This window comes from Roseateles asaccharophilus (assembly GCF_004362405.1).
Taxonomy (GTDB): Bacteria; Pseudomonadota; Gammaproteobacteria; order Burkholderiales; family Burkholderiaceae_C; genus Kinneretia; species Kinneretia asaccharophila.
Window position 1 is genome coordinate 39,821 of sequence record NZ_SNXE01000010.1, and the last position, 20,975, is coordinate 60,795.

The following is a 20,975-nucleotide window of genomic DNA, read 5'->3' on the forward strand; positions in this document are numbered from 1 at the left end:
GGCTGCGGGCTCAGTCGGGGCTGACGAAGCGCCGCAGCTCCGCCGCCATGCGCTCCAGCGAGGGGCGGTGGATGTACATCATGTGGCCGGCCTCGAAATAGCTCACCTGGATCTGGCCCTGCAGCGGCTCGCGCAGGCCCAGATGGGCCAGGCTGTAGTCGCCCGCGGCATGCGGGGTGGCCAGGTCGTAGTAGCCGCTGGCCACATAGACGCGCATGGCCGGATTGGCCTGCAGGGCGCGGCGCAGGCTGTCGCCGGCGGCCAGGTATTTGTTCTCGTGGCCCTTCCAGGACCAGGTCTTCCACAGCGGCGCATGCAGCAGATAGGGCTGGTCGCTGGTCCAGCCCAGCTTGTCGCGCAGCACGCGGTTGATGCCGGCCGCATAGGCACCCACCAAATTGTTCATGCCGGCGTCTTCCTCGGGATGCTCGCCGGCATCGTCGCGGTCCAGGCCCAGGAAGCGGCTGTCCAGCCGGCCCACGGTCTGGCCGCGCTGGCGCAGCAGCTCCTTGAAGAAACGGAACTCGGTGGGCCGCAGATCGCAGCGTAGCAGGTACTCGGCCGAGAGCCCGGTGAGCGCCGCCATGCGCTCGGCGATCTTCCGGCGCGCTGCGGCGCTCAGGCGCGAGCCCTGCATCAGGGCCAGCCAGTACTCGCCGTTGGCAAAGTCCTCGGCCTCCTTGATCAGGCGCTTGAGCGGCTTTTTCTGCTGGGCCGGGGCCAGGGCCTGGTGGTACCAGGCGGTGGCGGCATAGGTGGGCAGATAGAGCGGGTAGGGCAGCTCGTTGCCGGGGTCGAAGCTCAGGGTCTGGAAGTCCAGGGCCAGCGAGACCAGGACCAGGCCGTTGAGATGCACATCGTGCTTTTCCTGCAGATGGCGCGAGAGCCCGGCGGCGCGGGTGGTGCCATAGCTCTCGCCGATCAGGTACTTGGGGCTGGCCCAGCGGTTCCAGCGCGTCAGGTAGAGGCGGATGAACTCGCCCACCGCGTCCAGATCGCGCTGGTAGTCGTGGAACTCGGCCGACTTCTCGCCGGGCTGCATGCGCGAGTGGCCGGTGCCCACGGGGTCGATGAAGACCAGATCGGCCACCGCCAGCAGGCTCAAGGGGTTGTCTTCCAGGGCATAGGGCGGCGTGCCGCAATGCCCCATCTCGTCGCAGGCCACACGCTGCGGGCCCAGCAGGCCCAGATGCAGCCAGACGCTGGAGGAGCCCGGCCCGCCATTGAACACAAAGCACAGCGGGCGCTCGCCCGCTGCGCCGTCCTTGGCGGTGTAGGCAATGAAGAAGACGCTGGCGCGGGTCTTCTCGCCCTGGTCCTTGCCGTCCTCCACGCTCAGCTCGCGCAGGGGCAGGGTGCCGCAGGTGGCCTGGTAGTCCAGGGTCTGGCGGCCCAGGCTCAGGCGATGCTCGGTGAGCACCAGGCGTTCCACCGGCGCCTCGCTCGCGGCGGCGGCGGTATTCTCTTTGCCCTGAGGGCTGGTGCTGGCTTGCGGGTCCTGGTGGCTGCTCATGCTGCGGTCTCCCCTAAAGTGCTGGCATGCACTCTAGCCCCCCAAGGTCCCCCGCCGACCTGCTGTTGATCGGCATTGACTTCAGCAGCGCGCCCACCCGCCGCAAGCCCATCACCGCCGCCTTCGGGCGTCGCCGGGGCCAGGTCTTGCAGCTGGACCGCCTGGAGGCCCTGCCCAGCCTGGCGGAGTTCGAGGCCTTGCTGGCGCGCCCCGGCCCCTGGCTGGCGGGCTGCGACTTTCCCTTCGGCTTGCCGCGCGAGCTGGTCGAGACCCTGGACTGGCCGCGCGCGGACTGGGCCAGCCTGATCCGGCACTACGCCAGTCTGGACCGCGCCACGATCCGTGCGCAGTTCGCCGCCTTCTGTGCGGCCCGGCCGGCGGGCGCCAAGTTTGCCCACCGCGCCAGCGATGCCCCGGCCGGCGCCTCGCCCTCGATGAAATGGGTCAACCCGCCGGTGGCTTACATGCTGCATGCGGGCGCGCCCCGCCTGCTGGCTGCCGGCCTGAGCCTGCCGGGCCTGCAGGCCGGCGACCCGGCACGTGTGGCTCTGGAGGCCTACCCGGGCCTGCTGGCGCGCGAGCTGCTGGGGCGGCGCAGCTACAAGAGCGACGAGCTGGCCAAGCAGGACGAGGCGCGCCTGATCGCCCGCAAGGACCTGGTGGACGCCCTGGAGCAGGGCCGCAGCCGCCTGGGCCTGCGCCTCAAGCTCAGCCATGCCCAGCGCGAGGCCCTGGTGGACGATGCCCGCGGCGATCTGCTGGACGCCGTGCTCTGCCTGCTGCAGGCCGGCTGGGCCGCGGAACAGCCGGGCTATGGCCTGCCGCCGGCGCTCGATCCGGTGGAGGGATGGATCATCAGTGCCGAGTTCGAGGCGGGCTCCCGGGGCTGATACAAACGCGCACAAAGCCGGGCTCGCTGCGGCCAACGAACGGCGAGCCCGCGGCGTTGGAGACCGACCCATATCGGGTGGATGAGGGAGGACAAGATGAAGAACGGTGTGGCCGCCGTGCCCCGGCGTGGCATGGCATGGATGGCGGGTCTGCTGACGGCTGTCTTGCTCTGGCTGGGTGGCATGAGCCCGGCCCTGGCCCAGCGCGGCTGGGGCGATGAGGGCGACTACCAGATCCTGCAGGCGCGTTTCGGCACCGCACGCCACCATGTGGATGTGAGTGAGCGCCTGCGCGATCTGGCGCGCCAGGATCGGCGGGTGCGGGTGAGCCCCGAGCTCTTCGGCCAGGATCCCGATCCGGGGCGGCGCAAGTCCCTGCGCATCTACGCACGCGGGCCGGATGGCGAGCGCTGCATCTTCGAGTACGCCGAGCAGGGCTTTGTGGACGGCGCCCGCTTCAGCGGCTGGCGCCGGGGCGACTGGGGCGACCGTCCCTCGGGCTGGCGCGAGGACTGGCAGGGCGGTTGGGGCGATGAGCTGGGCGGCGACGACGCGCCCCAGGTCCGTGACGAGGGCGAGTACCGCATCCTGCAGGCCAGCTATGGCACGGCGCGGCGCAGCATCGATGTGAGCGACCGGCTCAAGCAGCTGGCTCGCCGCGATGGGCGGGTGCGTGTAGGCAATGCGGTGTTCGAGCAGGACCCGGACCCCGGCCAGCTCAAGACCCTGCGCATCGTGGCGCGCTCGCGCGACGGCGGGCAGCGCCTTTTCGAGTTCCGCGAGGGCCAGGTGCTGGACGGCGCCCAGTTCATGGGCTGGCGGCGCGGCGACTGGGACAGCGCCGGGAGTTCAACGACCCAGCCGGCGGGGCGCCTCATCATCGTCAGCGCGCGCTATGGCGAGAGCGGGGCCAACAGCGTGGACGTGAGCGCGCGCCTGCGCGAGCTGATCTGGCGCAACCGCCTGGAGGTCCGGGTGGACAATGCCCTGGCCGGTGTGGATCCCGCGCCGGGGCGGCGCAAGACCCTGAGCCTGAGCTATGCCTTCGAGGGTCAGGACATGCGCCATATCCGTGTGGATGAGCAGGAGATGCTTGCCCTGCCCTGAGCGTCGCTGGGGCTCGGGCGGGAGAACGGAGTCGGTATGAAGATCGCGGTGATGGGCGCGGGCGCGGTGGGCTGCTATTTCGGCGGCATGCTGGCGCGCGCCGGGCACGAGGTGGTGCTGATCGGGCGGCCCGCCCATGTGGAGGCGGTGCAGCGCCAGGGCCTGCGCCTGCAGACCCGCCTGTTCGATGAAACCCTGAGCCTGGCCGCCAGCACCGAGCCGGCCGCCGCCGCGGGGGCCGAGCTGCTGCTCTTTTGCGTCAAGTCGCCCGATACCGAGGCGGCGGCCCAGGCCCTGCGCCCGCATCTGGCGCCCGGCGCCCTGCTGCTGAGCCTGCAAAACGGTGTGGACAATGCCGAGCGCCTGCGCGAGCTGCTGCCCGTGCAGCGGGTCTCGGCGGCGGTGGTCTATGTTGCCACCGAGATGGCGGGCCCGGGCCATCTGCTGCACCACGGCCGCGGCGAGCTGGTGCTGGAGCCGGTGGCCGAGGCCCTGCTGCCCACGCTGGCCCTGGCCGGCGTGCCGGCCGAGATCTCGCCCAATGTGCGCGGCGCGCTATGGGCCAAGCTCATCCTCAATTGCGCCTACAACGCGCTCTCGGCCCTGGCGCGTCTGCCCTATGGCGAGCTGGTGCAGCGGCCCGGCGTGCCGGCGGTGATGGAAGACGTGGTGGCCGAATGCGTGGCGGTGGCCCGGGCCGAGGGCGTGCAGCTGCCGGCCGATCCCTTGATCGCGGTGCGCGGCCTGGCCCAGACCATGCCGGGCCAGTTCTCCTCCACGGCCCAGGACCTGATGCGCGGCAAGCCCACCGAGATCGACCATCTCAACGGCCATGTGCTGCGCCGTGGTGAGGCGCTGGGCATCCCTACCCCGGCCAATCGGGTGCTGCACACCCTGGTCAAGCTGGCCGAGGCGCGGCCGGGCTGAGGCGGCCTTACTTGCGCATCAGGGTGGATTTACCGAATAGAGATTCGATCAGGTCCACCGCCAGCTCGGCCGTCTTGTTGCGCACATCCAGCGCCGGGTTGAGTTCCATCACGTCCAGCGAGGCGAGCAGGCCGGTGTCGGCAATCATCTCCATGCAGAGCTGGGCCTCGCGGTAGGTGGGGCCGCCGGGGATGGTGGTGCCCACGCCGGGGGCGATCTCGGGGTCCAGGAAGTCCACATCGAAGCTGACGTGCAGATGGGTGTTGGCGTCCAGGGTGGCCAGGGCCAGCTCCATGGTGTGGCGCATGCCCATCTCGTCGATGTAGCGCATGTCGAAGACCTCCAGGTCCTGCTCATGCACAAAGCGCTTCTCGCCCTCGTCCACGCTGCGGATGCCGATCTGGCGTATCCACTTGGGGCTGATGGCGGGCACATGGCCGCCGATCTCGATCAGGGCCTGGGGGCCGAAGCCGCAGAGGCAGGCCACGGGCATGCCGTGGATATTGCCGCTGGGGGTGAGCTGGTTGGTGTTGAAGTCGGCATGGGCGTCCAGCCAGAGCACGCGCAGCTTCTTGCCGGTCTCGCGGCAGTGGCGGGCCACGGCCGAGATGGAGCCCAGGCCCAGGCAGTGGTCACCACCCAGCAGGATGGGCATGCGGCCCTGTTGCAGCTCGCCATGCACGGCTTCGTGCACGGCGCGGTTCCAGGCCACCACCTCGTCCAGATGGCGATAGCCATCCACCGGCGGCAGCCAGGGATTGGGCGGGCCGCTGAGGTTGCCGCGGTCCAGCACCTGCACGCCGCGCGCCTGCAGGGCCGGGCCCAGGCCCGCCACGCGCAGGGCCTCGGGGCCCATGCTGGCGCCACGGGCGCCGGCACCCACATCGGTGGGCGCGCCAATCAGGGAGACGGTGCGGGGGCTGTTGCTGCTGTTCATCGCTGCTTCTTTCCTTGCGGGGTTTCGGCCGGGTCCAGGGCCAGGGTCTGTTCATACTCGCGCTCGAGCAGGGCCCAGGCCTCCTCGGCGCTCTCAACGAAGTGGAAGAGCTTCTCGTCGCCCGGGCTGATCATGCCGGTCTCGATCAGAAGCTCGAAATTGATCAGCCGCGTCCAGAACTCGCGCCCGAAAAGCAGGATGGGGCGGTGACGGCACTTGCCCGTCTGGATCAGGGTCATGGTCTCGAAGAGCTCGTCCAGCGTGCCGAATCCGCCCGGGAAGCACACCAGGGCGACCGAGCGCATCAGGAAGTGCATCTTGCGCAGGCCGAAGTAGTGGAACTGGAAGCACAGCTCCGGCGTGATGTAGGGGTTGGGGTGCTGCTCGTGGGGCAGCACGATGTTCAGGCCTATGCTCTTGCCACCCGCCTCATAGGCGCCGCGGTTGCCGGCTTCCATGATGCCCGGGCCACCGCCCGTGACCACATAGAGCGGCTCGGCGCGCCGGGTCGAGGCCTCGGTCACCAGCCGCGCGAAGCGGCGAGCCTCTTCGTAGTAGCGGCTCATGCTCAGGGCCACCTCGGCGCGCTTGAGCGCATGCGGGTCGCCGGCGGCCTTGGCCTGGGCCACGGCGGCCTTGGCGGCGTGCTCGGAGAGGATGCGTGCGCTGCCGAAGATCACCACCGTGGCCTTGATGTCCAGCTCCTGCTGCACCAGCTCGGGCTTGAGCAGCTCCAGCTGCATGCGCACCGGACGGAGCTCCTCGCGCAGCAGGAAGTCGTTGTCGGTGAAGGCCAGCTTGTAGGCGCTCTCGGGTCCGTCGTAGCGGGGCTCCGGCACCACATGGGCCTGAACCTCGGCGGACTCCTTGGCGCTGGGGAAGTTGCGGGTCAGAGGCTGTTGACGCTTGAACATGATCTTGCTTGGCGCGCGAGGCGCCTCATCGGGCGGGCACTCAAGCCCGGGGCGCAGCATACTGGGCGCTGCGAACAATTTTGTTGCGTAGTTTCTTGTTGATTAAGAAATTAATTCGGAAAACGCCGGCTTGCGTGCTTTGCAAACGGGACAGGCCGGGTCTTTGTGAACGATGATTTCGCTCCATTCCATGCTTCGGGCCTCCAGCATCTGCAGCCGTCCACCGAGTCCGGGCAGCCCCAGCAGCAGCTTGAGGGCTTCGGCGGCCTGGAGGCTGCCGATGATGCCCACCAGGGGCGCAAACACGCCCATGGTGGCGCAGCGCTGTTCTTCGGGGCGCGCGTCGGGGGGGAAGAGGCAGGCATAGCAGGGCGCTTGGGCGCCGCGCAGGTCGTAGACGCTGATCTGCGCGTCAAAGCCCAGGGCCGCGCCCGAGACCAAGGGGCGAGCGTGCTGCACGCAGGCCTGGTTGACGGCCTGGCGGGTGGGGAAGTTGTCGCTGCAGTCCAGCACCACATCGGCCTGAGCCACCAGCTGTGCCAACAGGCTCGCGTCGGCGCGTTGCGCCACGGTCCGTACCCGCAGCTCGGGGTTGAGGGCCGCGATGGCCCGGGCCGCGGACTCCACCTTGGGCAGCCCCACGCGTTCCTGGCTGTGGGCGATCTGGCGTTGCAGATTGGTCAGGTCCACCGTGTCGTGGTCCACCAGGGTGATCTGCCCCACCCCGGCCGTGGCCAGATAGAGCGCGGCCGGGGAGCCCAGGCCGCCGGCGCCGATGATGAGGGCGTGGCTGTCCAGCAGCTTTTGCTGGCCCTCGATCCCGATGTCGTCCAGCAGGATATGTCGGGAGTAGCGCAGCAACTGTTCGTCATTCATGGGGCAAGCATAGCGCCGCGCGGCGGCTCCAGCGGCCGTCCTCAAAGACAATGGCCCGCACGGGGCGGGCCATGGATCGGGTCGGTGGGGCTTTGGCCCCAAGGCCTGGGCGATTTACTCGACCTTGGCCTCGGCCTTGCGCTCGGTCGCGGTCTTGGACGCCAGGACCGGACGGCCCTTGAGCTGGTTGAGTGCCTGCTGCAGCGGGAAGTCCTCGGCCGAGCCGAACTCGGGCAGGGGCTTGGGCGGCTCGTTCTTCTTGGCGAACTCGGCCTCCAGCTTCTGGCGGGCTTCCTCACGGGCTTTCTCGCGGGCCTCGTCCTTTTCCTCGGGGCCGTTGTTCAGGTGCTTCTCGAGGTCGGCCTCGCGCATGCGCAGGGCGGCGAAGACATTGCCCTCGGCGGTCTCGTCCAGCATCACATCGGGCACGATGCCCTTGGCCTGGATGGACCGGCCGGCCGGGGTGTAGTAGCGTGCGGTGGTGATCTTGAGCGCCGTCTCGGGGCTGAGCTGGCGCACGGTCTGCACCGAGCCCTTGCCGAAGGTCTGGGCGCCCATGATGATGGCGCGCTTGTGATCCTGCAACGCGCCGGCGACGATCTCGCTGGCCGAGGCCGAGCCCTCGTTGACCAGCACCACCAGGGGCACGGTCTTGAGCGCCACCGGCAGCCTCTTGAGCGGGTCCACGCCGCCGCGGCGCAGATAGTAGTCGGGGCTGGCCTTGAAGCTGGCCTTGGAGTCGGGGATCTGGCCGTTGGTGGACACCACCTCGACGTCACGCGGCAGGAAGGCGGCCGAGATGGCCACCGAGGCCTCCAGCAGGCCGCCCGGGTCGTTGCGCAGATCCAGCACCAGGCCCTTGAGATGGGGCTCCTGCTTGTAGATCTCTTCGAGCTTCTTGACGAAGTCTTCGACCGTGCGGTCCTGGAACTGGCTCACGCGCAGCCAGGCGTAGCCGGGCTCCACCACCTTGGCACGCACGCTCTGCACCCTGATTTCCTCGCGGGTGATGGTGACCGGGAAGCTGCGGTTCTCGGCCTTGCGGAAGATCATCAGCGTGACCTTCGTATTGGGCTCGCCGCGCATGCGCTTAACGGCCTGATCCAGGCTCAGGCCCTTGACGCCGGTGTCGTCGATGCGGCTGATCAGGTCGCCGCTCTTGAGGCCGGCGCGGAAGGCGGGGCTGCCCTCGATGGGAGAGACGATCTTGACCAGACCATCCTCCATGCCGATCTCGATGCCCACGCCCACGAATTTGCCGCTGGTGCCTTCGCGGAACTCCTTGAAGCTCTTCTTGTCAAAGAACTGGGAGTGCGGGTCCAGGCCGGAAACCATGCCGGCGATGGCGTCGTTGATGAGCTTTTTCTCGTCGACCGGCTCCACATAGTCGGACTTGACCATGCCGAACACGGCAGCGAGTTGCTGCAGCTCCTCCAGAGGCAGCGGCGACAGGCTGCTGCGCGCATTGGCCTGCAGCTGCATCGTGGTCATCGCCCCTGCGATGGCGCCCAACGCCACCCAGCCTGCAACTTTAAGTTTGGCACCCATGATGCGAGTGTTCCTATCGGTGATGTACAGCCATTCCCGGTCTTGCCCCGCGGGGCGCAGGGGCTATCAACCTGGCTCGAAGTATAGGCGTCTGCCTGTACTCAAGCCTTGGTGGAGGCCCCCATTTGACGGGCTAATTCCCCGCATTCAAGCGGACTTTGCGTCCCTTTACACGCTTGGGGGCTTGCCCGGACGCCTCAGGGCTGGGCCGCCTGGGGCTCGGGGCGCCTGAAAGTCACCACATGGTCCACATGGGCGCGTATGCCAATCCACTCGCCCACATGGTGGTCATGGTGCGAGGGCACGTGGGCGACCAGACGCTCGCCGCTGACCAGGCGCAGGGTGTAGAGGAACTCGGCGCCGCGGAAGATCTTGCGCTCGATCTGCGCCTTCACCGGGGCATCGTCGTCGTGCACGATGTCATCGGCCCGCAGCAGCACCTCGCATTCGCCGTCCGGGTAGGCCTCGGGCAGCGGACATTCGCCGGCCTCGCTGAGCTCGCCCAGCGGGGTCTGCACCACGGGGCCGCCCGGCCCCTGGACCACCTTGGCCGGCGCAAACACCCCGTGACCGATGAAGTCGGCCACGAAGCGGGTGGCAGGGCGGTGATAGACGGCGTAGGACTCGTCCCATTGCTCCAGCCGGCCCTGGTGCATCACGCCCACCCGGTCGCCCAGGGCAAAGGCCTCGGCCTGGTCGTGCGTGACGAAGAGGGCGGTGGTACCGCTTTCCTGCAGGATGCCGCGCAGCTCCTGCGAGAGATGCTCGCGCAGATCCACGTCCAGGCTGGAGAAGGGTTCGTCCAGCAGCAGCAGACGCGGCGCGGGTGCCAGGGCGCGGGCCAGGGCCACGCGCTGCTGCTGCCCGCCCGAGAGCTGGTGCGGCGCGCGCTTGGCGGCATGTGCCAGGCCCACCAGATCCAGCACCTGATGAATCCGCTCCTGCCGCTGGCCGCGACTGAGATGCCGCAGACCGAAGCCGATGTTGTCGGCCACCGAGAGATGGGGGAAGAGGGCGTAGTCCTGGAAGACCATGCCCACCCGGCGCGCCTCGGGCGGGGTGTGCAGACCGCTGGCCGCGTCGGCCAGCAGCTCGCCGTCGATGCGTATGCGTCCGCTGGACAGGCGCTCCAGCCCGGCAATGCTGCGCAGCAGCGAGGTCTTGCCGCAGCCCGAGGGACCGATCAGCACCCCGATCTGGCCACGGGCCAAGCCGAAGGAAACACCGTCCACCGCCCGACGGCCCGTGGCCGCGCCCGGGTAGTACAGGCCGACCTGCTCAAGTGCAAGAAACATGGGGGCCTATGATACCGGGCTTGCCGAGGCGGCCGAATGCGCCTCGTTCTCATTTGATTTGATATTCCTCAAGCCGCCCCGCCGGGCGGCAGCCCGCATGCTGCGCCTCGTCACCCTGTTCTGTCTGCTGCTGACCGTGCCCGTGCTGGGCATTCTCGGCTCCTGGCTGGCCCTGGACGCCCAGGCCCTGGACATCCTGAACCACCAGCTGCAGACCGTGCTGCCCGAGTATGCCTGGTCTTCGCTGCTGCTGTCGGTGAGTGTGGCCCTGGGCGTGGCCCTGGTGGGTGGGGCCACGGCCGCGGCGGTGAGCCTGTTCGACTTCCCGGGCCGGCGCTTCTTTGAGTGGGGGCTCCTGCTGCCCATGGCCATGCCGGCCTATGTGGCGGCCTATGCCTACACGGATGCCCTGCAGTTCAGCGGTCCGCTGCAGACCTGGCTGCGCGCGCTCAGCGGTGCCCAAGGAGCGCTCTGGCCCGATGTGCGCAGTCTGCCCGGCGCCATCGTGCTCTTCGTGCTCTGCCTCTATCCCTATGTCTATCTGCTGGCCCGCACGGCGCTGACCGAGCGCGGCGTGGCCCTGATGGAGGCGGCGCGCATGCTGGGCGCGGGCACGATGCGGCGGGTGCGCGAGGTGGCCCTGCCGCTGGCGCGGCCGGCCCTGGCCGCGGGCATTGCGCTGGCCCTGATGGAGACCCTGGCCGACTATGGCGTGGGCGCCTATTTCGGGCTCACCACCCTGACCACCGGCATCTACAAGGCCTGGCTGGTCATGAACGACAAGATCGCGGCGGCCCAGCTGGCCTCGGTGCTGCTGCTGGCCGTGGCGATCTTGCTGTGGCTAGAGCGGCGGGCCCAGGCGCGGCTGCGCTTTGCCAGCAGCCGCAGCGGTGCCTTGCATGCCGCCGAGGCGCGCCCCCTGCGTCTGCACGGCTGGCCGGCCCTGGGCGCCTGGCTGCTGTGTGCGCTGCCCATCCTGCTGGGCTTTGCGCTGCCGGTGCTGGTGCTGCTGCGCCTGATGTGGCAGGAGGCCCAGTACAACGAGCTGGGCCTGCCGCTGGAGCGCTTCGGTCAATGGAGTCTGGTGAGCCTCAAGCTGGCCGGCCTGGCGGCGGTGCTGACCGTGGCCCTGGCCCTGGTGCTGGCCTGGCTGACGCGGGTGCGCGGCGCGGGGCGTGATCCGCTGCTGCAGGCCTCGTCCCGTGTGGTGTCCCTGGGCTATGCCGTGCCGGGAGCCGTGATCGCCATCGGCATCCTGCTGCCCCTGGGCTGGATGCAGCAGCACTGGCCGGCCCTGGGCTTGCCGGCCCTGATGACGGGCACCGCCCTGGGGCTGCTCTATGCCTATATGGTGCGCTTCTCGGGCGTGGCCCTGCAGTCGCTGGAAGCCGGCTATGCCCGCATCTCGCCCACCATGGACGAGACCGCCCGCATGCTGGGCGCCTCGCGCCGCCGCCTGTTCCTGGAGGTGCATGCACCCCTGCTGGCCCGTTCGGCCCTGGCCGCCGCCCTGCTGGTGTTTGTGGACGTGATGAAGGAGCTGCCCGCCACGCTGGTGCTGCGCCCCTTCAACAGCGACACCCTGGCCGTGGTGGCCTATCAGCTGGCCCGCGACGAGCGCCTGGGCGAGGCCGCCTTGCCCTCCCTGGCCATCGTGCTGGTGGGGCTGATCCCGGTGATCCTGCTGTCGCGGGCGATGCGGCGGGGCTAGTGCTGCCGCCCGGGCTGGCCCGGCTGGCTTCCGGTCCCCTGTATGCAGGGGACACGAGTGTTCTACTTGATGCCGCCCTGGATATAGTCGGCGGCGCCGGTACGTCCATGCCACGGGAGTGAGCATGTTCGTGCTGGCGGCCCGGTACAGACCGGGCTTCAGGCGTACCGGCGAAGAACGGCAACACCAGGGAGAAGAAGCGATGAAGATCAAGCGCAATGCGGCCGCCGCTGCACTGCTGGCCTGCGGGCTGGCCATCTCTACAAGCGCCGCACTGGCCAGCGGCTACCGAACCAGCCTGCTGGACACACAAGGCGCCGTGGGCAGCACGGCCTGGGGACTGAATGACTCGGGCCAGGTGACGGGCCATGTCACAGCCTTGGATGGTGGCACAAGAGCCAGCCTGTGGCAGCCTTATGGGGCGCGTGTCGAGCTGGAGCACATGGGCAGCGCACTCAGCAGCCGGGCCTCGGCGATCGATGCAGCGGGTACTGTGGTGGGGGTGTCGGTGCTCGGGCTCGCGCCCGACAGCCCCGAGTATTTCGCGACCGTCTGGAGCAGGGATGGCCGGGCCAGGGCTCTGGCGACTCTGGGGCCGGGCCAAAGCTGGGCAAACGGCATCAACGATGCCGGGCATATCGTCGGCGCCTTCAGCCACATCGTGGCGTCGCAGTCGCGAACCGATGCAGTCCGTTGGGATGCGGACGGGACCTTTCATACCCTGGCCAGCCTGGGCGGCAACTACAGCCAGGCCAATGGCATCAATGGCCGGGGCCAAGTCGTCGGCTATTCCGGCACTGCGGATGGCGGCGGTGGCGCCGTGCTGTGGGAAAGCGATGGATCGATTCGTCAGCTCGCGGTGCTGGGCGCGGAGATGCGTTTCACGTGGGCGACACGGATCAACGCTCATGGGCAGGTCGTGGGCCAGAGCCATGCCAGCTTCGAGGATGCCCAGGCCCGTGCCAGCACCTGGCTACCCGATGGCTCAGTGCAGGCCTTACCCCAGGGGGGCGCCATCGGAGCGTCCGCCTACGCCCTCAACGACGCGGGCACGGTGGTCGGCTTCTCTATCCTTGGCGGCGGGCAGCACCGGGCCACGATATGGGAGCAGGGTACGGCGCAGGACCTGAATCGCTTTATCGACGCGGAGCTCGCTCAGGCGGGCTGGTATTTCAGCGAGGCCCGCGCCATCAACGAGGGTGGCTGGGTGGCCGGCGAGGCCCGCAACAGTATGACGGGCGAGGTGCGTGGTTTCGTGCTGAGCCCCGTGCCCGAGCCCGCCGGCTATGCCCTGATGCTGAGCGGCCTAGTTGCGCTGATGGCCTGGCGCCGTCGCGGCACCTGAATTTGGTCCCTCCGACAGGAATCGAACCTGTATCTGCCGCTTAGGAGGCGGCCGTTCTATCCATTGAACTACGGAGAGGACTGGCCCTGGCGGTCCAGGGCGGCGCGGATTGTCGCATGAGTGGGACGGACTCTTGGCAGGGTGGACGTCATCACTCCCACTTCCATTGCCAGATCAGGTCCACCGCATTGTCGTCACCGGATTGGGCGCGCAAAGTGAAGCGCTGGGCCAGGCGGTAGATCAGCTGCCAGCTACCCGCGGTGGCGTTCAGCCCGCGTTCATAGCCCACGTACAAGCGTCTCGACAACTGTTTGCCCAGGCGCACCACCGTGCCCTGCGCCTCCACGCCGCTTTCACTGAAAGACAGTTCGTCCAGTCCCACGGACTTGATCAGCTTCGAGGTGGGGCTCTCGCCCTGGCCGCTGATCAAGGCCAGGGCAGCGCTGCTCAGCAGGGCGCTGTCTTGGCTGCCCAACTCGCTGGGCGCGCGGCCCAGCAAAAGCCAGGACAGGGTGCTGCGTTCGTCCAGTGCAGGCTCGGAGTAGAGCTTGACCCGGGGCTTCTGGGCGGTGCCAGTGATGGTCACACCAACCCGTTGCTCCTCCTGGCTGGGCCGCAGGGCCAGTACATCCAGCCGCGGGTTGTCGACCACACCGCTAAAGCTGATGAGGCCTTTTTCGATGGCCAGCTTTTGGCCATAGGCGTCAAAGGTGCCGCGCTCGGTGCTGATGCGGCCATGCAGGGCGGGGCCGCTGGGGCCCTGGCTGAGTTGCAGCTGGCCGGCCAGCAAGGTGTCCAGACCATAGCCCTTGACGCGCAGCTTCTTGCCCAGATCAATGTCCACCTTGACCCTGACCTTGGCGGGAGCCTTACTGCTGTTCACGGCCTTGCCATCGGCCTCTTGCTGCTCCGTCTGCGGGCGTGTCACGCTCACATCATCGTCCAGCACAGGGGCATTTCCCCGGGAGAAATCGAACAAGCCCTCGTGCACATCGAGCTTGCCCTGTACCTCGAACAGCTGCGGGTCCAAGCTCATGTCGATGCGTCCGTTCACCGCCAAGCGCTGGTCGACTCGCCGCAGGACGCCGAACTTGTCGGCCAGCAGATGCAGGTCGGCGCGCGGATGGGCGCCAAAGGTCAGTTCACCGTAGGCACTCAAATCCCCATCACCGGCATAGGCCTTGAACTGCTCCAGCCTGGCGTGGCCGCCGTCCAGGCTGAGCGCAAACTCACCGCGCTGCATGTCCACGCCCAGCAGCGGGTTGCGCAGCACCAGGCCCGAGCCGCCCGCGCGGCCCTTGATCTCGGGAGCCTTCAAGCGGCCGGCGAAGCTGGCGGTGGTAAAGATGCTACCGCCGATGCGCCAGCCGGCTGGCACCCAGGCTCCCCAGGTGCTGAGATTGGCCACCTGGGCTTCGAGCACGCCTTCGAGTCTCGACTCGGTGCTGGGCCACCACTGGCTTGGGTCCTCGTTGCGGGCGGTCAGGGCCGCACCCAGCACACCGACATTGCTTCCGGCCAAGGCATGGGTCAGATGCCAGACGCCAGGGCTGCCAATCACGCCGAGCCGGAACTCGCTGAGCTCCAGCTTTTGTTTGCCGCGATCATCGATGACGATCAAGTCGCCCCGGCTGCGCTCCAAAGCCACATCCACATGAAAGCCGGGCTCGCTGCGGACCTGGGCATGGCCCACGACCACCAAGTCGCCGCTCCAACCGAAGTGGGGCTGCCAGCGTGCCAGCAAGGGCGCGACCGCCAAAGGCTCTAGCCGCAGATCCAGCGTGAACCGGTCGTTCGCAGCAGCGCTGCCAGCGCCGGCCGCCGGGTCTGCGGCGGCCCACTGCAGGCTCTGCCAAGACAGGCCGGCGCCCACAAGCTCCAGGCGCCCGGGCTGCAGCTGCACCTGCTGCAGCTGGCCCTGGGGCGCCAAGTCCAGCTTGAGCTGCAGGTTCTGGGCGTTCAGCCACGGGCTGGTGGGGGGCGGCTCGGGGCTCGCCTTGCCAGGGCTGGCGTTCATGCCGGCCTTCGTTGGCGAGACGGGGGCCTCAGCCTGTGCCGAGAGCGTGAGCTCGCTGGCCTGCCACTGGGCGCCATCCCGCCAAGCCAGAGGCGGGGCCTGACTCAGGCGGCCATTCATGCCGAGCGTGATGGGCCCGCGCAGCAACTGATCGCTGGCAGGGCCGGGCGGCACCAAGGCCGCCGGCATCTTGCCTTCGGCCAAGGCCTGCATGTCCAGACGGTGCTTGGCCCAGCTGCCTGTCGCGCTGAGCGTGGCTTGCGGCACGGCCCAGTCTTTGCTGCTCAAGCGCTCCAGGCGGGCGTTCAGGCTCAAGGGCGCGTCGTGGGCGCTGTCCAGCTGCCATTGCAGATCTGCCGCGCTCAGGTTCAGGGCTTGCAGGCTTGGGCTGCCGCTGAGCTGCAGGCCGCGCGCCTGCAGCTGGGCTTGGCTGTGCCAACGCCACAAGGGGGCAGCCGTCTTGCTGTTGGCGGCCGGGGCCTTGTTCCTTGTTCCTGGCTTGCCCTGCTGCTGCGGCGCCAACAGGCCGGCTTGCAGCTGCATATTGCCGAGCAAGCTGCCCCGCAGCTTGGGCGCCAGATCGGCGACGCCGGCCGTGCCGCCCTTGGCCGCTTGAGCGCTGGCGCCGCTGCTTGCACCGGCCTTGAACGCGCTCAGCAAGGGCTGCAGGCTCGACAGCTCGGGGAATTGCAACTCGGCGCTGGCTTGCAGCTCGCCCGAGGGGGCCAATTCACCGCGGGCCTGCAGTCGGTTGCTCGGCCCCACGGTCAGCTGCCCCTGGAGTCGCGGTGCTTGTTGACGCGCTGCGTGCTCGTAACGGAGTTCGGCGCTCAAGGGCACGCCCGCCAGCTGGGTAGGCTGCAACTGCAAGCGGGCCGTGCCTTGCGGCGCATAGGCATAGAGTTTGTCGGCCTGGTTCAGGCCGCCGGCAGGCAGGGGCCCGGCTTGAAGCTGGGCTTCCAGCTGCGCCGACAAGGCCTGAACGTTCTGCTGCCAGGCGCTGCCCGCGTCGCCGCGCCACAGGCGGCGCAGGTCAGGGATCTGGGCCTGTGCCTGTGCCTGAGCTTGCCAGCCTTGGCTCAGACTGGCGGCTTGCTTGAGCCCCAGTTTTCCGCTGGCCTCCAGCCTCGCGTCGTCAAAGCGCAGCAAAAAACTCTGCAGCTGCAACTCGGTGTTGGACAGCAGAGCCTGGGCCTGCAGACTGATGGGTGCCGAGCGGGGCAGACCCAGCGCCGGGGCCTTGGCCGTGGGGGGCTTGCTCAGCTCCAGCAGCCGGCCCTCCAGTTTGGCCGCCAGCGTCAGATGGGCCGCAGGCAAGCCGTCCCCGCCCAGTTGGTTGATCGGCGTGGCGGTGCTGAGTTCGATCTCACCGGCGAGCTGCAGCGACGCGGCCCGGGCGTCCAGGGCTTCGCTGTTCACATCGCTGATGGCGAGGATCAGGGCGCTGCCGCGCTCCTTGCTGCTTTGGCCCTTGGCCTGCACCCGACCGGCGGGTTGCTTCGCGCTGCCCAGCAGCAGCTCCAGTTCCCTGATGCCCAGCGCGGCCGGGTCGCCGGGCACGAAGCTCAGGTCCAGATTGAGGGTTCGAATGGGGAGCAGCTGTTCGTTCCAGCGGCCCGCCAGGCTGTTGTTCAGCTGGCTCTTCAGCGTCAGGCCAGGCCGTTTGGTGCTGGACTCGGCCGCTTGCCCCAACAGCGAGGCCTGGCCGCTGAGGCTGGTGCGCGGCAGGCCGGAGGCCAGGGCCGAAAGGTCCAGCTGGTGACTCTTCAGCTGCAGCTGCGGCAGGGGCCAGCTGGCAAAGGGTTGGACCTGAGCCTCGGCCTGCAGGGTTTGCGACTCGGCTTGCAGGTCGGCACTCAGGGTCAGGGTCTGCAAAGGGCCGCGGGCCTCGATCTTGGCCTGCCAGGCCGGGATGTGGTCTTGTTCATTGGCCTTGGCGCGCAAGTTCAGCTGGGCCTGGACGCCCATATCGCCCGCGGTCTGCAGGCTGGCGCTGCCGCGCAGTTGTAGCCGGTCCCAGTGCAGGCTGTCGAGTTGGACTTGATGCTGGTTGCCGCCCTGCGCGCTGAGTTGCAGCGAGCCCTGCAGGTCCAGCAGCGGCAGCGCACTGGCGCTGGGAATCAAGAGCTGCGCAATCTGCAATTGCTTGAGCTGAACCCCGATCGGCAGTTTCAAGTCCGCCGGGGCTTGGCTGGGCGCATCGCTGGGTGCCAGATGCACCTGAAGTCGTCGCACTGTCAGTTGCTTGATGTGCAGGTCCCCCCACAGCTGAGGTGAGCGATTCCAGTGCAGTGACAGACCTTGCCAACTCAGATCTTCGAACTCCAGCCTGTCTTGCGTGCCCGGTACGACATAACTGAGCTTCTGGGCGGAGAAGTCTCCTATCAAGCTGCCTTGCGGCCGGGTGATCTGCAGCCCGGGTACCTGCTGCAAGAGCCACTGGGTGCCGGGCTCGGTGGCCATGCTCCACCAAAGGCCGCAGCCCAGCGCACCACCCAGGAGGGGCAGGGCGAGCAAGCTGGGCACGAGGCCGGGGCCGCGTCGCCACAGGCGACGCATCGGGGTGCCGAGCTTGACGGGCGCTGAGGCGGCTTGGGCCTCGGCATCCTTGTCTTGGTTCATGTCGGAGGGCGGGGTCACAGTGCAATGCCCACGCTGAAATGCAGGCGCCAGCGTTGCAGTGCGGTGGCACGGGCGTAGTCAAGCCGCAGCGTGCCCAAGGGGCTGCGGTAGCGCAGGCCCAGACCCAAGCTGGTGGTGGGCTTGAAGTCCTTCCAGCTCGGTGCTGCCTGGCCCGCGTCGACAAACACGGCGCCCAAGAGATCGGGCAAGCTGGGCATGAGGGCGTGGGCAAGCTCGACGCTGCCGTTCCACAGCACGCGGCCGCCGGTGGGGTTGCCGAGCGCATCACTGGGCCCCAGGTCTTCGAAACCATAGCCGCGCACCGATTCATCTCCCCCGGTGCGGAAGCGCAGCTTCTCGGGCAAACCCACGCTTCGGGATGCAAAAATCTGCCCGTACTCGGTACGCGCCGATCCGTACCAGCCGCCCGGCAAAGGGTAGTAGCCGTAGAGCTTGATTTGGCTGCGCCCGAAGTAGCCGTTATCCGCGGTGGAACTGTCGGCATAGCCTGCGCCCACCAGCACCGAGGCCGTATAGCCGCGGGTGGGGCGCAAGCTGCTGTCGACCCGCCGCCACGTCCACTGCGCATTGCCCGACACGGCGCCTGCATGGGTGTCGCTGCCGGGCTTCTCTTCAAAGGCGCGCAAGGTTTCCAGGTAGTACGTGCGGTCCTCACGCTCCGTCTCGCGGATGCGACCCAAGCGGGCGCGTACGTTCAGCGTGACGGTATCGTCGTGGCGCAGACGTTCCACAAAAAAGGCGCCCAGATTGCGGTGCATATCGCTCAGGGGGTGGGAGCTCAGCTCGACGTCGGCCGAGCTTTCCCTGGTGCCGAGCTTGAGCTTGGTGCGCGAGCGCATGCTCAGGCCGAACGGCTGGCGGTTAATGTAGTCGGCGCCAATGCGCGGGCCGGTGGCGGTGTCGAAACCCACGCTGAGCGTGATCTGCTGACGCGGCGATTCTTTGACTTGTACGTAGACGGGGCTGGCCGCGGCGTTGTCTGGGTTCTCGGCATCGGGCCGGATGTCGACATTGGCGGTGTCGAACAAGGTAGTCTTGAGCAAGCGTTCTTGAAAGTCCAGCATGGCGCGCTCGCTGTAGGCTTCACCGGCTTGGAAGCCGGCCAGCCGCTCCACCACGGTGGCAGGGTGATGCTTCAGGCCGGTGATTTGGATTGCGCCCAGCCGGAACAGGGGGCCGCTGTCCAGGGTCAGGATCAACTCGGCGGTATTGGCGTCGGCATCGACCTGGGCCGAGGTCTCAGCCCATCGCGCCAGCGGGTAGCCCTGGGTGCGGACTCGACCTAGCAGTGCAGACTTGGCGTTGCTCCAGGCACTTTGGGTGAAAGCCTCACCCGGCGCCAAAGCCCAATCGCGGCTCAATCGGTCGCGCTGACGGCTCACCCGGGCCCGAAACTCCGGGCTGGGTTCGGCCTGACCGGCTGACTCGGCGACGGGGTCCAGCAACTCACCAGCAAAACGCAACTCGACGCGGCTGACCCTGGTTGGCGGGCCGGGGTCGACCTTCACGGTCACGGTCGGGCGCTCACTGCCATTCTGGCCGCTCTCGATGGCCTGCAGATCGCTGCGCTCCACTGTGACGCGGGCATTGAAATAGCCCTCGGTTTCGAGCAATGCACGGGCCTGCTGGGGCGCGGCGGCACTCAAGCGCCCGAGCTCTTGCAAGCTCAGTCGCTGGTCTTCCGGGGCCTGCCGGAAACGGGCCAGATCCAGGTGTTCCTCCAGCAGCTCTTTGAGCTTGCCGGGCGCCTCAATGTTCAGGGTGTACTCGACCACCAAGCGGCCGCCGACCTCGGTCGCGGGGGCGGAAGCACTCGACTGCGTGGCGCTGCCACCGGGCGTGATGGCTTGCTTGAACTCTTGCAGCGCCGCGCAGCCGCTCAGGCTGAGGCAGCTCACCATCACCAGCGCTACGCCCACCCCCCGCAAGCCAGCCGCCGAGAATAGAGCCCTGCGCAGCCACGTATGGATGACGAGGGCCCGCATCATTGGCTGAGCAATCGCATCGCGCCTTCCAGCCCAGCCAGTGACAGTGGGTACATGCGCTGGTGCATCAGCTGCTGGATCAGGGCGATGCTCTGGCGGTACTGCCAGACGCCCTGGGGCTCGGGGTTGATCCAGGCGTGCTTGGGGAAGGCGTGCAGCAGGCGCTGCAGCCATTCGGCGCCGGGCTCCTCGTTGTTGTATTCCACGCTGCCGCTGGGCTGCAGGATCTCGTAGGGGCTCATGGTGGCGTCGCCCACGAAGATCAGCTTGTAGTCCTTGTTGTACTTGCGGATCAGGTCCCAGGTGGCGGTCTTCTCGCTGAAGCGGCGCCGGTTGTTCTTCCAGACGAAGTCGTAGACGCAGTTGTGGAAGTAGAAGAACTCCAGGTGCTTGAACTCGCTCTTGACGGCGGAGAACAGCTCTTCCACGCGGTGGATGTGCTCGTCCATGGTGCCGCCCACGTCCATCAGCAGCAGCACCTTGACCTTGTTGTGGCGCTCGGGCCGCATGCGGATGTCCAGCATGCCGGCATTGGCCGCGGTCTTGTGGATGGTGTTGTCCAGGTCCAGCTCGACCTCGGAGCCCTCGCGCGCGAAGCGGCGCAGGCGGCGCAGCGCCACCTTGATATTGCGGGTGCCCAGTTCGAGGTTGTCGTCGTAGTCGCGGTAGGCGCGCTGGTCCCAGACCTTGACCGCGCTCTTGTTGCCGCCCTTGCCACCGATGCGCACGCCCTGGGGGTTGTAGCCGCTGTTGCCGAAGGGGCTGGTGCCGCCCGTGCCTATCCAGCGGTTGCCGCCCTCGTGGCGCTCCTTCTGTTCTTCCAGACGTTTCTTCAGCGTCTCCATCAGCTCGTCCCAGCCGAGCTTCTCGATGGCGGCCTTCTGCTCGGGCGTGAGCTCCAGCTGCAGATGCTGGCGCAGCCATTCCAGTGGCAGCTCCTTGGCCAGGTCGGCCGTGAGCATTTCCACGCCCTTGAAATAGGCCCCGAAGGCGCGGTCGAACTTGTCGAAATTGGCCTCGTCCTTGACCAGGGTGGTGCGGGCCAGGAAGTAGAACTCATCGATCGTGGCCACGCCGTCCTGGCCGATCACGCCCTGCTGCAGGGCTTCGAGCAGGGTCAGGAACTCCTTGACCGAGACCGGCAGCTTGGCCGTGCGCAGGGTGTAGAAGAACTGGATCAACATCGGCGTTCAGCCACGGAGGGCGAGGGACAGCAGGCTGCGGCCATTATCCACAGCCGGCCCGCGCCCAAGCCCCGCCGCTTGCG

The 20,975-nt window shown here is 68.1% G+C and carries 14 protein-coding genes and 1 tRNA gene; 5 read left to right on the forward strand and 10 right to left on the reverse strand.

Features of this window, described 5'->3' with window-relative positions:
* Positions 1 to 10: 10 nt before the first annotated feature.
* Entirely contained in the window at positions 11 to 1,513 is a 1,503-nt protein-coding gene (locus DFR39_RS17580; RefSeq protein WP_133605145.1) for a S10 family peptidase, read from the reverse strand.
* Between the two features lie 26 nt (positions 1,514 to 1,539).
* On the opposite strand from DFR39_RS17580, the gene DFR39_RS17585 reads away from it, so the two are divergent.
* From DFR39_RS17585 to DFR39_RS17595, 3 genes are all read left to right on the forward strand, one after another.
* The gene (locus DFR39_RS17585; protein ID WP_133605146.1) at positions 1,540 to 2,403 is read left to right on the forward strand and encodes a DUF429 domain-containing protein; all 864 of its coding nucleotides are present in this window, start codon (positions 1,540 to 1,542) and stop codon (positions 2,401 to 2,403) included.
* A gap of 96 nt (positions 2,404 to 2,499) precedes the next feature.
* The gene (locus DFR39_RS17590; protein WP_133605147.1) at positions 2,500 to 3,510 is read left to right on the forward strand and encodes a DnaJ-like protein C-terminal domain-containing protein; all 1,011 of its coding nucleotides are present in this window, start codon (positions 2,500 to 2,502) and stop codon (positions 3,508 to 3,510) included.
* A gap of 36 nt (positions 3,511 to 3,546) precedes the next feature.
* Positions 3,547 to 4,437 (forward strand): ketopantoate reductase family protein, encoded by an 891-nt coding sequence (locus tag DFR39_RS17595; protein ID WP_133605148.1) that lies wholly within the window; start codon positions 3,547 to 3,549, stop codon positions 4,435 to 4,437.
* Between the two features lie 7 nt (positions 4,438 to 4,444).
* Here the strand turns inward: DFR39_RS17595 and rocF are convergent, their stop codons facing one another.
* The 5 genes from rocF to DFR39_RS17620 form a co-directional block, all read right to left on the reverse strand.
* Entirely contained in the window at positions 4,445 to 5,374 is a 930-nt protein-coding gene (rocF, locus tag DFR39_RS17600) for an arginase (RefSeq protein WP_133605149.1), read from the reverse strand.
* The gene (locus DFR39_RS17605; protein WP_133605150.1) at positions 5,371 to 6,288 is read right to left on the reverse strand and encodes an LOG family protein; all 918 of its coding nucleotides are present in this window, start codon (positions 6,286 to 6,288) and stop codon (positions 5,371 to 5,373) included. The genes rocF and DFR39_RS17605 overlap by 4 nt, the downstream gene beginning before the upstream one ends.
* A gap of 102 nt (positions 6,289 to 6,390) precedes the next feature.
* Positions 6,391 to 7,164 (reverse strand): HesA/MoeB/ThiF family protein, encoded by a 774-nt coding sequence (locus DFR39_RS17610; RefSeq protein WP_133605151.1) that lies wholly within the window; start codon positions 7,162 to 7,164, stop codon positions 6,391 to 6,393.
* A gap of 114 nt (positions 7,165 to 7,278) precedes the next feature.
* Complete coding sequence (locus DFR39_RS17615) at positions 7,279 to 8,712, reverse strand: S41 family peptidase (protein WP_133605152.1); 1,434 nt, start codon at positions 8,710 to 8,712, stop codon at positions 7,279 to 7,281.
* 197 nt (positions 8,713 to 8,909) lie between these two features.
* Positions 8,910 to 10,007 (reverse strand): ABC transporter ATP-binding protein, encoded by a 1,098-nt coding sequence (locus DFR39_RS17620; protein WP_133605153.1) that lies wholly within the window; start codon positions 10,005 to 10,007, stop codon positions 8,910 to 8,912.
* A gap of 97 nt (positions 10,008 to 10,104) precedes the next feature.
* Here DFR39_RS17620 and DFR39_RS17625 point away from each other — a divergent pair, with 97 nt between their 5' ends.
* Complete coding sequence (locus DFR39_RS17625; protein ID WP_133605154.1) at positions 10,105 to 11,718, forward strand: ABC transporter permease; 1,614 nt, start codon at positions 10,105 to 10,107, stop codon at positions 11,716 to 11,718.
* A 124-nt stretch (positions 11,719 to 11,842) separates the two neighbouring features.
* The gene (locus DFR39_RS17630; RefSeq protein ID WP_133605155.1) at positions 11,843 to 13,063 is read left to right on the forward strand and encodes a PEP-CTERM sorting domain-containing protein; all 1,221 of its coding nucleotides are present in this window, start codon (positions 11,843 to 11,845) and stop codon (positions 13,061 to 13,063) included.
* A gap of 3 nt (positions 13,064 to 13,066) precedes the next feature.
* Here the strand turns inward: DFR39_RS17630 and DFR39_RS17635 are convergent.
* The 4 genes from DFR39_RS17635 to DFR39_RS17650 form a co-directional block, all read right to left on the reverse strand.
* Positions 13,067 to 13,141: transfer RNA gene (locus tag DFR39_RS17635), tRNA-Arg, on the reverse strand.
* Positions 13,142 to 13,214: 73 nt separating this feature from the next.
* Positions 13,215 to 17,702: a translocation/assembly module TamB domain-containing protein gene (locus DFR39_RS17640; protein ID WP_133605156.1), complete on the reverse strand. Its 4,488-nt coding sequence runs from the start codon at positions 17,700 to 17,702 to the stop codon at positions 13,215 to 13,217.
* Positions 17,703 to 17,716: 14 nt separating this feature from the next.
* Positions 17,717 to 19,621, reverse strand: coding sequence for an autotransporter assembly complex protein TamA (locus tag DFR39_RS17645; RefSeq protein WP_162849573.1), 1,905 nt, complete (start codon positions 19,619 to 19,621; stop codon positions 17,717 to 17,719).
* A gap of 86 nt (positions 19,622 to 19,707) precedes the next feature.
* Positions 19,708 to 20,892, reverse strand: a complete 1,185-nt coding sequence (locus DFR39_RS17650; RefSeq protein WP_133605158.1) for a vWA domain-containing protein — start codon at positions 20,890 to 20,892, stop codon at positions 19,708 to 19,710.
* Positions 20,893 to 20,975 lie beyond the last annotated feature (83 nt).

Coding starts and splice junctions, on each gene's coding strand:
- DFR39_RS17580 (WP_133605145.1), bottom strand. CDS start 1,513: ATGAGCAGCCACCAGGACCCGCAAGCCAGCACCAGCCCTCAGGGCAAA.
- DFR39_RS17585 (WP_133605146.1), top strand. CDS start 1,540: ATGCACTCTAGCCCCCCAAGGTCCCCCGCCGACCTGCTGTTGATCGGC.
- DFR39_RS17590 (WP_133605147.1), top strand. CDS start 2,500: ATGAAGAACGGTGTGGCCGCCGTGCCCCGGCGTGGCATGGCATGGATG.
- DFR39_RS17595 (WP_133605148.1), top strand. CDS start 3,547: ATGAAGATCGCGGTGATGGGCGCGGGCGCGGTGGGCTGCTATTTCGGC.
- rocF (WP_133605149.1), bottom strand. CDS start 5,374: ATGAACAGCAGCAACAGCCCCCGCACCGTCTCCCTGATTGGCGCGCCC.
- DFR39_RS17605 (WP_133605150.1), bottom strand. CDS start 6,288: ATGTTCAAGCGTCAACAGCCTCTGACCCGCAACTTCCCCAGCGCCAAG.
- DFR39_RS17610 (WP_133605151.1), bottom strand. CDS start 7,164: ATGAATGACGAACAGTTGCTGCGCTACTCCCGACATATCCTGCTGGAC.
- DFR39_RS17615 (WP_133605152.1), bottom strand. CDS start 8,712: ATGGGTGCCAAACTTAAAGTTGCAGGCTGGGTGGCGTTGGGCGCCATC.
- DFR39_RS17620 (WP_133605153.1), bottom strand. CDS start 10,007: ATGTTTCTTGCACTTGAGCAGGTCGGCCTGTACTACCCGGGCGCGGCC.
- DFR39_RS17625 (WP_133605154.1), top strand. CDS start 10,105: ATGCTGCGCCTCGTCACCCTGTTCTGTCTGCTGCTGACCGTGCCCGTG.
- DFR39_RS17630 (WP_133605155.1), top strand. CDS start 11,843: ATGTTCGTGCTGGCGGCCCGGTACAGACCGGGCTTCAGGCGTACCGGC.
- DFR39_RS17640 (WP_133605156.1), bottom strand. CDS start 17,702: ATGAACCAAGACAAGGATGCCGAGGCCCAAGCCGCCTCAGCGCCCGTC.
- DFR39_RS17650 (WP_133605158.1), bottom strand. CDS start 20,892: ATGTTGATCCAGTTCTTCTACACCCTGCGCACGGCCAAGCTGCCGGTC.